A 12,206-nucleotide genomic window follows, 5' to 3' on the forward strand; every position below is an offset into this window, starting at 1 on the left:
CGGGGCCGATTCCCCCCGTGCGGCGGAGCGCGCGGACGGCGGGGAGGCGGCGCTCCGGGCCGGGCGCGGGCGCGCGGGCGGCGGGGCCCGCGGTGGTCGGGCGGTGGTCGGGCGGCGCCCCTCCGCTCCCCCGGGAGGCGCCACGCGTCCGGCCCGCGCGCCGCCACCCGTTCGCCCCCGCTGCTGTCGCAGCGGGACACCCCCGGCCATAACGTTCCGTCAGAGGCCGGTGCGGAGCGCGGCTGCCCCGCGCTCCCCGAGGGGAGAGAGATGGGCGCGAAGGACAGGCGGGGCCGGGTCCGTGGCCGCTACACGCCGGTGCGCAGCCGCCCCTCGCCCTGGGGTGCCATAGCGCTCGTCCTGCTCGCCGGTGTGGCCCTGATACGGAACGGCGCCGAGGAGGCGGGCGGCCCCCCGCAGCCCGCGGCCGAGTCCGCCGCGGTCGGCCGCACCGTGCCGGGCGCGGCGGGGCCCGCCGCGGTCACACCGCTGCCGGCGTCCACGCCGGCCCGGGTGAAGGTGCCGACGATCAGGGTGGACGCTCCGCTGATGGAGGTCGGCCTCGACGCCGAGGGCGGGATCGCCTCGCCACCGGCGGCGGACAAGAACCTGGCCGGATGGTTCAAGGACGCGGTCACCCCCGGCGAGCAGGGCACGGCCGTCGTCGTCGGGCATGTCGACAACGCCTCGGGGCCGGCCGTCTTCTACAGCCTCGGAGCCCTGAAGAAGGGCCACCGGGTGGAGGCGGTCCGGCAGGACGGCCGCACCGCGGTGTTCGAGATCTACGGCATCGAGGTGTTCGAGAAGCGGAACTTCCCGGCGGAACGCGTGTACGGGGACACCGGGCAGCCGGAGCTCCGGGTCATCACCTGCGGAGGCGGCTACTCCAAGGGGCAGGGCTACAACGGGAACGTCGTCGTGTTCGCCAAGCTGGTCGAGGTGCGCTGACCAGATCCCGGGGCGCGGGCGGGGGCCCCGGACCGGGTCCCGCGGGCCGTGGTTGGCTGACGGCATGAGCATCACCGTGACCACCTGGTCCCTGGAACAGACCTCGCCCGCCGACCTCACACCCGCCGCCCCGCCCGAGGACGGCCGGGACATACGGATCGTGCGGTCCGAGGTGCCCTCCCCCGAGCTGAGCCGCTTCCTGTACACCGCGGTCGGCGGTGACATCCACTGGACCGACCGGCTGGACTGGCCGTACGCGCGGTGGCAGGAGGCCCTTGAGCGCCCCGGCTCCGAGACCTGGGTGGCCTACGACCGGGGGACGCCCGCCGGTTACATCGAGCTGGCCGCCCAGGACGGCGGCGTGGTGGAGATCAGCTACTTCGGGCTGCTCCCCGCCTTCCGGGGCCGGCGGATCGGCGGCCATCTGCTGAGCGAGGGCACGGCCCGCGCCTGGGACCTCGCCGAGCGGTGGGACGGCCTGCCCCCGACCACCCGCGTCTGGGTGCACACCTGCAGCAAGGACGGCCCGTACGCCGTCGACAACTACCGGCGCCGGGGCTTCCGGGTCTTCGACACCGCGGTCGAGGAGGAGCAGGACGCCCCCACTCCCGGCCCGTGGCCCGGCGCACACGGCTGACCGTCCTCCCGGCGGCGCGCCCCGGCACCCGCCCGTCCCGCCCGGCCCTTCCGGATGCGGGCCGGGCGCGTGACCGAGTGCGGGCCGGGCGCGTGACCGGGGCCACAATGTCTCGTCCAGCGGGACAGTCTTGTCCGAATGCTGGATTGCGGTGGACGCTCCCGAGATCTGCGTGCCACGCTTCCGTCATGTCTCGAGCTGGAATTGCCTTGGTGAGTCGGCGGCACGTCGACCTCGGCCGCATGTCCAGCGCCATGTGTCCGGCGGGCTGACAGTCACAGCACCGCCGCATTCAGCACCGTCCCCACCGCTGCGGACGAGTGTGCACCCCTGACCCCGCCTTGCCGCACGCGTCCCCACGCCGTGCCGAGCACACGCGCATATGCGCAGGTCAACAGGGGTGCCGTCGTTACCGTCCGCTGCCTTGAGCCGCCCCGAAGGACAGACACCCATGGCCGCCACTCCAGAAAGCGCAAGCGCTGCCACGTCCCGCCGCAAGGCCGGCCGCCACCGCGGTGAGGGCCAGTGGGCCGTGGGGCACTTCACTCCGCTCAACGGCAACGAGCAGTTCAAGAAGGACGACGACGGTCTCAATGTGCGGACACGCATTGAGACGATCTACTCCAAGGCCGGATTCGACTCCATCGACCCGCAGGACCTGCGCGGGCGGATGCGCTGGTGGGGCCTCTACACCCAGCGCAAGCCCGGCATCGACGGCGGCAAGACCGCGGTCCTGGAGCCGGAGGAGCTGGACGACAAGCACTTCATGCTCCGCGTCCGCGTCGACGGCGGACGGCTGAGCACCGAGCAGCTGCGGGTCATCGGCCGGATCTCGGAGGAGTTCGCCCGCGGCACCGCCGACATCACCGACCGGCAGAACATCCAGCTGCACTGGATCCGCATCGAGGACGTGCCGGAGATCTGGCGGCGGCTGGAGGACGTCGGGCTGTCCACCACCGAGGCCTGCGGCGACACCCCGCGCGTCATCCTCGGCTCGCCGGTCGCCGGGATCGCCGAGGACGAGATCATCGACGGCACCCCCGCCATCGACCAGATCCACAGCCGCTACATCGGCAGCAAGGAGTTCTCGAACCTCCCCCGGAAGTTCAAGACCGCGATCTCCGGATCGCCGCTGCTGGACGTGGCGCACGAGATCAACGACGTCGCGTTCGTCGGCGTGGACCACCCCGACCACGGGCCCGGCTTCGACCTGTGGGTCGGCGGCGGGCTGTCCACCAACCCCAAGATCGGCGTCCGGCTGGGCACCTGGGTGCCGCTGGCCGACGTGCCGGACGTCTGGGCCGGGGTCATCGGCATCTTCCGGGACTACGGCTACCGCCGGCTGCGCACCCGCGCCCGGCTCAAGTTCCTCGTCGCCGACTGGGGGGCGGAGAAGTTCCGCCAGGTGCTGGAGGACGAGTACCTGGAGCGCAAGCTCACCGACGGCCCCGCCCCGGCGCAGCCGCCGCAGGAGTGGCGCGACCACATCGGCGTCCACCGGCAGCGGGACGGCCGGTTCTACGTCGGCTTCGCGCCGCGCGTCGGCCGCGTCGACGGCACCGTCCTCACCAGGATCGCCGAGCTGGCCGAGGCACACGGCTCCGGCCGGCTGCGCACCACCGTCGAGCAGAAGATGATCGTGCTCGACGTGACCGAGGACCAGGTCGAATCGCTCGTCGCCGGGCTGGAGGCGCTGGACCTGCGGGTCACCCCGTCCCCGTTCCGGCGCGGCACCATGGCCTGCACCGGCATCGAGTTCTGCAAGCTCGCGATCGTCGAGACCAAGGCGCGCGGCTCCTCCCTCATCGACGAACTGGAGCGCCGTCTCCCCGAGTTCGACCAGCCGGTCACCATCAACATCAACGGCTGCCCGAACGCCTGCGCCCGCATCCAGGTCGCGGACATCGGTCTCAAGGGGCAGCTCGTCATGGACGCCGACGGCAACCAGGTCGAGGGCTACCAGGTGCACCTGGGCGGCGCGCTGGGCCTGGAGCCCGGCTTCGGCCGCAAGGTCCGCGGACTCAAGGTCACCTCCGACGAACTCCCGGACTACGTCGAGCGCGTGCTGCGCCGGTTCCAGGAGCAGCGCGAGGACGGCGAGCGGTTCGCCCAGTGGGCGGCCCGCGCCGACCAGGAGGCCCTGTCATGAGCGAGCGCGCCGCACCCTTCTACTGCCCGTACTGCGGCGACGAGGACCTGCGGCCCTCCGAGGAGGGCCACGGGGCCTGGGAATGCGCGTCCTGCAACCGGGCGTTCCGCCTCTCGTTCCTCGGGCTGCTCGCCAAGGGCCTGCAGCGCGACCACGACGAAGGGGGCAGCACCGCATGACCACCGCACCCGAACGCACCGCGGCCGAACTCCAGCAGCTCGCCGAAGAGGCGGGCCGCGCGCTGGAGAACGCGCCCGCCCTGGAGATCCTGCGCTGGGCCACCGGCACCTTCGGCGGCCGGTTCTGCGTGACCTCCTCGATGGAGGACGCCGTCGTGGCGCACCTCGCCTCCCGGGCCGCCCCGGGCGTGGACGTGGTGTTCCTCGACACCGGCTACCACTTCCCGGAGACCATCGGCACCCGGGACGCGGTCGACGCCGTGATGGACGTCAACGTCATCACGCTCACCCCGCGGCGGACCGTCGCCGAGCAGGACGCCGAGCACGGGCCGAAGCTGCACGACCGCGACCCGGACCTGTGCTGCGCCCTGCGCAAGGTCCAGCCGCTGGAGGAGGGCCTGACCGGCTACGACGCGTGGGCGACCGGCCTGCGCCGCGACGAGTCCCCGACCCGGGCGAACACCCCGGTCGTCGGCTGGGACGCCAAGCGGCGCAAGGTCAAGGTCTCCCCGATCGCCCGCTGGACGCAGGACGACGTGGACGCCTACGTGAGCGAGCACGGCGTGCTCACCAACCCGCTGCTGAGCGACGGGTACGCGTCGGTCGGCTGCGCCCCCTGCACCCGGCGGGTCCTGGACGGCGAGGACGCCCGCTCCGGCCGCTGGGCGGGGAGCAACAAGACCGAGTGCGGACTGCACGGCTGATGAGCGAACGGACGGATGGGATACAGGCGGATGGGATACCGGACATGGGCCTGACGGACGGCGGGGCGAGCGTGCCCGCGACGGGCGCCACGATCTGGCTCACGGGTCTGCCGAGCGCCGGCAAGACGACGCTCGCGCACGCGCTGGCCGAGCGGCTGCGCGGCGAGGGCCACCGGACCGAGGTGCTCGACGGCGACGAGATCCGCGAGTTCCTCTCCGCGGGCCTCGGGTTCACCCGCGAGGACCGGCACACCAATGTGCAGCGGATCGGCTTCGTCGCCGAACTGCTCGCCTCCAACGGCGTGAAGGCCCTCGTCCCGGTGATCGCCCCGTACGCGGACAGCCGGGAGGCGGTACGGGGGCGCCACCAGGCCGAGGGCACCGCCTACCTGGAGGTGCACGTGGCCACACCGGTCGAGGTGTGCTCGGTGCGCGACGTGAAGGGCCTGTACGCCAAGCAGGCGTCCGGCGAGATCTCCGGACTGACCGGGGTGGACGACCCCTACGAGGCACCGGCCGACCCGGACCTGCGGATCGAGACGCACGAGCGGACCGTCGAGGACTCCGCCGCCCAGCTGCACGCGCTGCTGACCGAGAGGGGACTGGCGTGACCACCGCGACAGACCGGACCGAGAGCACCGACAGCCCGTACGCGCTGTCCCACCTGGACTCCCTGGAGTCCGAGGCCGTGCACATCTTCCGCGAGGTGGCGGGCGAGTTCGAGCGGCCGGTGATCCTGTTCTCCGGCGGCAAGGACTCCATCGTCATGCTGCACCTCGCGCTGAAGGCGTTCGCCCCCGCGGCGGTGCCCTTCTCGCTGCTGCACGTGGACACCGGACACAACTTCCCCGAGGTCATCGACTACCGGGACCGCACCGTCGCCCGGCACGGGCTGCGGCTGCACGTCGCGTCCGTCCAGGAGTTCATCGACGCCGGAAAGCTCCGCGAGCGCCCCGACGGCACCCGGAACCCGCTGCAGACCGTCCCGCTGCTGGACGCCATCGAGACGGGCCGGTTCGACGCGGTCTTCGGCGGCGGCCGGCGCGACGAGGAGAAGGCCCGCGCCAAGGAGCGGGTGTTCTCGCTCCGCGACGAGTTCGGCGGCTGGGACCCGCGCCGGCAGCGCCCGGAGCTGTGGCAGCTCTACAACGGCCGGCACTCCCCCGGCGAGCACGTGCGGGTCTTCCCGCTGTCGAACTGGACCGAGCTGGATGTGTGGCAGTACATCGCCCGGGAGGACATCGAACTCCCGGAGATCTACTACGCGCACGAGCGGGAGGTCTTCGCCCGCAACAGCATGTGGCTGGCGCCCGGTGAGTGGGGCGGCCCCAAGGACGGCGAGACCGTGGAGAAGCGGCTGGTGCGCTACCGCACCGTCGGCGACATGTCCTGCACCGGCGCCGTCGACTCCGACGCCGCCACCATCGAGCAGGTCATCGCCGAGATCGCCGCCTCCCGGCTCACCGAGCGCGGCGCCACCCGCGCCGACGACAAGCTGTCCGAGGCCGCCATGGAGGACCGCAAGCGCGAGGGGTATTTCTAACCATGACCAGCACCATCGCCGAACAGACCGCGGCCACGTCGCTGCTGCGCTTCGCCACCGCCGGATCCGTCGACGACGGCAAGTCCACCCTGGTGGGGCGGCTGCTGCACGACTCCAAGTCGGTCCTCGCCGACCAGCTGGAGGCCGTCGAGCACGCCTCCCGCTCCCGCGGCCAGGAGGCCCCGGACCTCGCGCTGCTCACCGACGGGCTGCGGGCCGAGCGGGAACAGGGCATCACCATCGACGTCGCCTACCGCTACTTCGCCACCCCGCGGCGGCGCTTCATCCTGGCCGACACCCCCGGCCACGTGCAGTACACCCGCAACATGGTGACCGGCGCCTCCACCGCCGAACTCGCCGTGGTGCTGGTGGACGCCCGCAACGGCGTGGTCGAGCAGACCCGCCGGCACGCCGCCGTCGCCGCTCTGCTGCGCGTCCCGCACGTCGTCCTCGCGGTCAACAAGATGGACCTCGTCGACTACGCGGAGCCCGTCTTCGCCGCCATCGCCGAGGAGTTCACCGCCTACGCCGCCTCCCTCGGCGTCCCGGAGATCACCGCGATCCCGATCTCCGCGCTGGCCGGCGACAACGTCGTGACCGCCTCCGCCACCATGGACTGGTACGGCGGCCCCACCGTGCTGGAGCACCTGGAGACCGTGCCGGTGGGCACCGACCCCTCCGCGGACCCGGCCCGCTTCCCCGTCCAGTACGTCATCCGCCCGCAGACCGCCGAACACCCCGACTACCGCGGCTACGCGGGCCAGGTGGCCTCCGGCGTGCTGCGCGCCGGCGACGCCGTGACCGTACTGCCGTCCGGGCTGACCAGCACCGTCGAGGGCATCGACGCGCTCGGGGAGAGCGTGGAGCAGGCCTGGGCTCCGCAGTCGGTGACCGTCCGGCTCGCCGACGACCTGGACATCTCGCGCGGCGACACGATCGTCACCACCGCCTCCGCCCCCGCGGCCACCCAGGACATCCACGCCACCGTCTGCCATCTGCACGACCAGCCGCTGACGCCGGGCGCCCGGGTGCTGCTCAAGCACACCACCCGCACGGTGAAGGCCATCGTCAAGGACATCCCGTCCCGGCTGACGCTGGACGACCTCTCCCAGCACCCCGCCCCCGGCGAGCTGGTCGCCAACGACATCGGCCGGGTCGTGCTGCGCACCTCCGAGCCGCTGGCGCTCGACGCCTACGCCGACTCCCGCCGCACCGGATCGTTCCTGCTGATCGACCCGTCCGACGGCTCCACCCTCACGGCGGGCATGGCGGGCGCGGCGTTCGCCGACTCCGAGGCCGAGGTCGGCACCCGCGACGACGACGGGTGGGACTTCTGATGACCGACATCTTCTCCACCTTCGCGAAGGAGGGCGGCCGCGTCGGCAGCGGCGCCCTCGGGAGCGGTCAGGGCGGAGTGGGGCGATGTGCGTGCTGACACCTGAGCACCGCAGGCACCCGCTCCCCCGACGAAGACCCTCCCCCGCTGCCGCCGAGCGGTAGCACCGCACCGCCGGGCGTCCCCGCGACGTACCGGCTCACCGAGAGGAAACACCTCCCGTGACTGCCGTTCGCTCCACCCTCGCCCGGCCGGCGGCCCGCCGCGCCGTCGCGGCAGCCGCCGCCCTCCCGCTGCTGATCGTCTCCCTCGGCGCCTGCGGCTACGGCTCCAAAGCCACCCCGGAGGACGCGGCCCCGGCCGCCAAGGGCAAGAAGCTCGACGGCCTCGACGAGGTGAAGATCGGCTACTTCGCGAACACCACCCACGCCACCGCGCTGGTCGGCCTCGGCAGGAAGGGCCTGATCCAGAAGGAACTGGGCGGCACCAAGGTCACCCCCCGGGTCTTCAACGCGGGCCCGGCCGAGATCGAGGCCCTCAACTCCGAGGGCATCGACATCGGCTGGATCGGCCCGTCCCCCTCCATCAACGGCTACGCCAAGTCCCACGGCAAGGCCCTGAAGATCATCTCCGGCTCGGCGTCCGGCGGCGTCTCCCTCGTGGTGAACCCGAAGAAGATCAAGAGCCTGGACGACCTCAAGGGCAAGACGATCGCCACCCCGCAGCTCGGCAACACCCAGGACGTGGCGCTCCTCAACTACCTCTCGGAGAAGGGCTACAAGGTCGACCCCAACTCCGGCAAGGGCGACGTCACCGTCGCCCGCACCGACAACAAGGTGACCCCGGTCGCCTTCAAGAGCGGCAGCGTCGACGGGGCCTGGGTGCCCGAACCCACCGCCTCCAAGCTGGTCGCCGAGGGCGGCAAGGTCCTCCTCGACGAGAAGAAGCTCTGGAAGGACGGCAAGTTCGTGATCACGAACCTGATCGTCTCCCAGAAATTCCTCAAGCAGCACCCGGACGTCGTCGAGGCCGTACTGCGCGGCTCGGTGAAGACCAACGACTGGATCAAGGGCAACCCGGACGCCGCCAAGAAGGCCATCAACGACGCCCTGAAGGCAGAGGCCGGCAAGCCCCTGCCGCCCGAGGTGCTGGACCCGGCGTTCCGCAACGTCGAGGTCACCGACGACCCGCTGGCCTCCACCCTCGGCACCGAGGCCGGCCACGCCGTCAAGGCCGGCCTGCTCGACAAGCCCGACCTCAAGGGCATCTACGACCTCCGGCTGCTCAACAAGGTGCTGAAGGCCGAGGGCAAGCCGCCGGTCGACGACGCCGGGCTCGGCACCAAGTAATCCACCGGCACGCTCCCAGGAGGTGACACCCATGGCCATCACCACGCTCACCAAGACCCCCGCCGTGGACGACGCGGCGGTGTCCCACGTCGCGCGCATCGACCACGTGTCGAAGTCGTTCGGCCGGCCCGGAGCCCAGCAGCTCGTCCTGGACGACATCAGCCTCGATGTGGCACCCGGCGAGTTCGTGACCCTCCTGGGAGCCTCCGGCTGCGGCAAGTCGACCCTGCTCAACCTGGTCGCCGGACTCGACAAGCCGTCCGCCGGAGCCATCGAGACCCCCGGCGGCCGGCCCGCCCTGATGTTCCAGGAACACGCCCTCTTCCCGTGGCTCACCGCGGGCCGGAACATCGAACTCGCCCTGCGCATGCGCGGCCTGCCCAAGGCCGAACGGCGCCCCGAGGCCGAGCGCCTGCTGGAACTCGTCCGCCTCAAGGGCGCCTACGGCAAGCGCGTGCACGAGCTGTCCGGCGGCATGCGGCAGCGCGTCGCCCTCGCCCGGGCCCTCGCCCAGGACAGCCGGCTGCTGCTGATGGACGAGCCGTTCGCCGCGCTCGACGCCATCACCCGCGACGTCCTGCACGACGAACTGACCCGCATCTGGCGGGAGACGAACCTGTCCGTCCTCTTCGTCACCCACAACGTCCGAGAGGCCGTGCGCCTCGCCGAGCGGGTCGTCCTGCTGTCGTCCCGCCCCGGCCGCATCGCCCGCGAGTGGAAGGTCGACATCCCGCAGCCGCGCCGGATCGAGGACTCCGGGGTCGCCGACCTGTCCATCGAGATCACCGAACAGCTGCGGGGAGAGATCCGCCGACATGGCCAGCACTGACACCGAGCAGCGCACCGGCGCCGACCCGGCCGCCTCCGACGACACCGCCAACACCGCCACTGCCAAATCTGCCACTGCCACATCCGCCACCACCCCTCCCGACCAGCTCGCCGGCCTGGAGGCAGGGCTCGACGCCCTGGAGACCCGGGCATCCCAGCGCGCGCCGCTCGGCCGCACCCTGCTGTCCAAGGCCGTGCCGCCGATCATCGCCGTCGCCATCGTCCTGGTGCTGTGGCAGCTCGCCTACCACTTCAAGCTCAAGGAGCACTACCTGCTCCCCAGCCCGGTGGACGTGGGCCGCTCCCTCCAGGAGAAGTGGCTGGAGGGCACCCTCCTCAGCTACGTGTGGACCAGCCTCTCCCGCGGCGGCCTCGGCTTCCTCATCTCCGTGGCGATCGGCACCCCACTGGGCCTGATCGTCGCCCGGGTCAAGCCGGTACGCGCCGCGATCGGCCCCATCCTGTCCGGACTGCAGTCGCTGCCGTCCGTCGCCTGGGTGCCCGCCGCGATCATCTGGTTCGGGCTGACCGACGCCACCATCTACGCGGTCGTGCTGCTCGGCGCCGTCCCGTCCATCGCCAACGGCCTGGTCTCCGGCGTCGACCAGATCCCGCCGCTCTACCTGCGCGCCGGCCGGGTCATCGGAGCCAACGGGCTGCACGCCGTACGGCACATCCTGCTCCCCGCCGCGCTGCCCGGCTACATCGCCGGGCTCAAGCAGGGCTGGGCCTTCTCCTGGCGCTCCCTGATGGCGGCCGAACTGATCGTCAACGCCGGTGACCTGGGCGTCGGCCTCGGCCAGCTGCTGGAACAGGGCCGGGAACTCCAGGACATGTCCTGGGTCCTCTCCGCGATCCTGCTCATCCTCATCGTCGGCATCGGCATCGAACTCCTCGTCTTCGCCCCGATCGAGCGGCGCGTCCTGCGCAGCCGCGGCCTCCTCGTCAAGAACTGACCCCTGCCATGCACACCCCGCACCCACTCCGCCCGGACCTGCGCCACGTCCGCCCCACGGCCCCCGTGCTGCTGATCGTGGCCCACGGCAGCCGCGACCCGCGGCACGCGGCGACCGTCACCGCGCTCACCGAGCGGGTACGGTCGCTGCGGCCCGGGCTGCGTGTCGAGACCGGCTACCTGGACTTCTGCGCGCCGAGCGTGCCCCAGGTGCTGCAACGGCTCGCCGCCGAAGGCGTACGGGACGTGGTCGCCCTGCCGCTGCTGCTCACCCGCGCCTTCCACGCGAAGTCCGACATCCCCTCCGTGCTGCACGAGATGTCGGGCCGGCTGCCGCAGCTCTCCCTCCGGCAGGCCGACGTGCTCGGCCCGTCCCCCCTCCTGACCGCCACCCTCGAACAGCGGCTGTACGAAGCCGGGGTACGCCCCGGCGACCGGCGCTCGACCGGGGTCGTCCTGGCCTCGGCGGGCTCCTCCGACCCGGAGGCGATCGCAGTGATCGCTGAAATCGCGCGGGAGTGGCGGCACACCGGTTGGTGCGCCGTGCGGCCTGCGTTCGCCTCCGCATCTCTCCCCCGCACCGCGGACGCGGTCCGGCAGTTGCGCGCCGAGGGCGCGAAGCGGGTCGCCGTCGCCCCCTACGTCCTCGCCCCCGGCTTCCTGCCGGACCGGATCGTCACCGGCGCACGCGAAGCCGGAGCGGACTTCCTCGCCGAAGCCCTCGGCGACGCCCCGGACGTCGCGCGGCTGATGCTCCAGCGGTACGAGGAGGCTTGGGGGGAGCGGGAGGGCGGGCTGCGGGCCTCGGCCTGACGAGGACGGCGTCCCGGGGGCCCCACCCCCACCCCCTCCCCTGCCCCTCGGTCACGCCGGTTCGCCGGAGTGTCGGAGTGCCGGTTCGCCGGTTCGCCGGAGTGTCGGAGTGTCGGTCACGGCCCTTGCGCTGCCGTCGCGCCCTCGGGCGCGTCGGTCCGGCCCTCCACCGCCGGCCGCGCCTCACCCGCGGCCTGGCATCAGCCCTCGCTCATCGCCAGCAGCTTGACCACCGTGTTCCAGTTGCGGGCGGTGGCCACGGCATCGCCGGTGGCCTTCCCCAGCACCGGCATGAGCTTGCTGGTGCCGAGACCCCCGGGACAGTGCACGAAGATCTCCCGCTCGCCCGGCCGGAACTCGTCCGGGCGGTACTTCCCCTCATCGATCGTGCCCAGCCGCCCGAGGTCGGGAGGCGACGACAGGAAGAGCACCGCCAGCTTCGACGGTTCGAACGACGAGGGCGGGAACGGGTTCCGGCCGGCCGCCGCCCGCAGCTCGGCCGCACTGAGCACGATGCACCGCACCTCGAAGCCGAACCGGTCCTCGATCGCCCGCTCCAGCCCGTCCACCAGCACCGCCGGATCCTGCTCGGCACTGGTGAACACCGCGTTGCCGCTCTGCAGATGCGTGCGGACCGCCCCGTGCCCCAGGCCCGTCAGCAGCTCGCGGAGCGCCGCCATGGGCACCTTCTTGTGCCCGCCCACATTGATCCCGCGCAGCAATGCCACATAGCTCGTCACGGCGGCACCCTACCGAGAGGCACCG

13 protein-coding genes are annotated in these 12,206 nt (G+C 72.3%); 12 read left to right on the forward strand and 1 reads right to left on the reverse strand.

What is annotated here, in order from left to right; translation table 11 throughout:
- The first annotated feature begins 270 nt into the window (after window positions 1-270).
- The 12 genes from ABT112_RS12100 (at window position 271) to ABT112_RS12155 (ending at window position 11,441) form a co-directional block, all read left to right on the forward strand.
- The gene (locus tag ABT112_RS12100; protein WP_351508365.1) at window positions 271-948 is read left to right on the forward strand and encodes a class F sortase; all 678 of its coding nucleotides are present in this window, start codon (window positions 271-273) and stop codon (window positions 946-948) included.
- Between the two features lie 64 nt (window positions 949-1,012).
- Entirely contained in the window at window positions 1,013-1,585 is a 573-nt protein-coding gene (locus ABT112_RS12105) for a GNAT family N-acetyltransferase (RefSeq protein ID WP_351508367.1), read from the forward strand.
- Window positions 1,586-2,036: 451 nt separating this feature from the next.
- Entirely contained in the window at window positions 2,037-3,734 is a 1,698-nt protein-coding gene (locus ABT112_RS12110) for a nitrite/sulfite reductase (protein ID WP_351508369.1), read from the forward strand.
- On the forward strand, window positions 3,731-3,913 hold the full coding sequence (locus ABT112_RS12115; RefSeq protein ID WP_351508371.1) for a hypothetical protein: 183 nt from the start codon (window positions 3,731-3,733) through the stop codon (window positions 3,911-3,913). Before ABT112_RS12110 ends, ABT112_RS12115 begins: the two co-directional genes overlap by 4 nt.
- Window positions 3,910-4,617 carry a phosphoadenylyl-sulfate reductase gene (locus ABT112_RS12120; RefSeq protein WP_351508373.1) on the forward strand — a complete coding sequence of 236 codons (708 nt, stop codon included), beginning with the start codon at window positions 3,910-3,912 and terminating at the stop codon, window positions 4,615-4,617. Before ABT112_RS12115 ends, ABT112_RS12120 begins: the two co-directional genes overlap by 4 nt.
- 44 nt (window positions 4,618-4,661) lie before the next feature.
- The gene (cysC, locus tag ABT112_RS12125) at window positions 4,662-5,228 is read left to right on the forward strand and encodes an adenylyl-sulfate kinase (protein WP_351508375.1); all 567 of its coding nucleotides are present in this window, start codon (window positions 4,662-4,664) and stop codon (window positions 5,226-5,228) included.
- Window positions 5,225-6,160 (forward strand): sulfate adenylyltransferase subunit CysD, encoded by a 936-nt coding sequence (gene cysD, locus ABT112_RS12130; protein WP_351508376.1) that lies wholly within the window; start codon window positions 5,225-5,227, stop codon window positions 6,158-6,160. The genes cysC and cysD overlap by 4 nt, the downstream gene beginning before the upstream one ends.
- Window positions 6,161-6,162: 2 nt before the next feature.
- Complete coding sequence (locus ABT112_RS12135; RefSeq protein ID WP_351508378.1) at window positions 6,163-7,497, forward strand: sulfate adenylyltransferase subunit 1; 1,335 nt, start codon at window positions 6,163-6,165, stop codon at window positions 7,495-7,497.
- Window positions 7,498-7,717: 220 nt separating this feature from the next.
- Window positions 7,718-8,845, forward strand: coding sequence for an aliphatic sulfonate ABC transporter substrate-binding protein (locus ABT112_RS12140; RefSeq protein ID WP_351508380.1), 1,128 nt, complete (start codon window positions 7,718-7,720; stop codon window positions 8,843-8,845).
- A 31-nt stretch (window positions 8,846-8,876) separates the two neighbouring features.
- Window positions 8,877-9,674, forward strand: a complete 798-nt coding sequence (locus ABT112_RS12145; RefSeq protein WP_351508382.1) for an ABC transporter ATP-binding protein — start codon at window positions 8,877-8,879, stop codon at window positions 9,672-9,674.
- Window positions 9,661-10,629 (forward strand): ABC transporter permease, encoded by a 969-nt coding sequence (locus ABT112_RS12150; RefSeq protein ID WP_351508384.1) that lies wholly within the window; start codon window positions 9,661-9,663, stop codon window positions 10,627-10,629. The genes ABT112_RS12145 and ABT112_RS12150 overlap by 14 nt, the downstream gene beginning before the upstream one ends.
- Before the next feature lie 8 nt (window positions 10,630-10,637).
- On the forward strand, window positions 10,638-11,441 hold the full coding sequence (locus ABT112_RS12155) for a sirohydrochlorin chelatase (RefSeq protein WP_351508385.1): 804 nt from the start codon (window positions 10,638-10,640) through the stop codon (window positions 11,439-11,441).
- A gap of 200 nt (window positions 11,442-11,641) precedes the next feature.
- Here ABT112_RS12155 and ABT112_RS12160 read toward each other — a convergent pair whose 3' ends face one another.
- Window positions 11,642-12,181, reverse strand: coding sequence for a DUF1697 domain-containing protein (locus ABT112_RS12160; protein WP_351508387.1), 540 nt, complete (start codon window positions 12,179-12,181; stop codon window positions 11,642-11,644).
- Between the last annotated feature and the right edge of the window lie 25 nt (window positions 12,182-12,206).

It is taken from the genome of Streptomyces sp. NPDC002055 (genome assembly GCF_040296705.1).
GTDB lineage: Bacteria > Actinomycetota > Actinomycetes > Streptomycetales > Streptomycetaceae > Streptomyces.

What these genes read in the sequence shown, in the direction of transcription:
- ABT112_RS12115 (WP_351508371.1), top strand. Translation starts at nt 3,731, where the DNA reads ATGAGCGAGCGCGCCGCACCCTTCTACTGCCCGTACTGCGGCGACGAG.
- ABT112_RS12105 (WP_351508367.1), top strand. Translation starts at nt 1,013, where the DNA reads ATGAGCATCACCGTGACCACCTGGTCCCTGGAACAGACCTCGCCCGCC.
- ABT112_RS12145 (WP_351508382.1), top strand. Translation starts at nt 8,877, where the DNA reads ATGGCCATCACCACGCTCACCAAGACCCCCGCCGTGGACGACGCGGCG.
- ABT112_RS12155 (WP_351508385.1), top strand. Translation starts at nt 10,638, where the DNA reads ATGCACACCCCGCACCCACTCCGCCCGGACCTGCGCCACGTCCGCCCC.
- ABT112_RS12110 (WP_351508369.1), top strand. Translation starts at nt 2,037, where the DNA reads ATGGCCGCCACTCCAGAAAGCGCAAGCGCTGCCACGTCCCGCCGCAAG.
- cysC (WP_351508375.1), top strand. Translation starts at nt 4,662, where the DNA reads ATGGGCCTGACGGACGGCGGGGCGAGCGTGCCCGCGACGGGCGCCACG.
- ABT112_RS12120 (WP_351508373.1), top strand. Translation starts at nt 3,910, where the DNA reads ATGACCACCGCACCCGAACGCACCGCGGCCGAACTCCAGCAGCTCGCC.
- ABT112_RS12135 (WP_351508378.1), top strand. Translation starts at nt 6,163, where the DNA reads ATGACCAGCACCATCGCCGAACAGACCGCGGCCACGTCGCTGCTGCGC.
- ABT112_RS12150 (WP_351508384.1), top strand. Translation starts at nt 9,661, where the DNA reads ATGGCCAGCACTGACACCGAGCAGCGCACCGGCGCCGACCCGGCCGCC.
- ABT112_RS12100 (WP_351508365.1), top strand. Translation starts at nt 271, where the DNA reads ATGGGCGCGAAGGACAGGCGGGGCCGGGTCCGTGGCCGCTACACGCCG.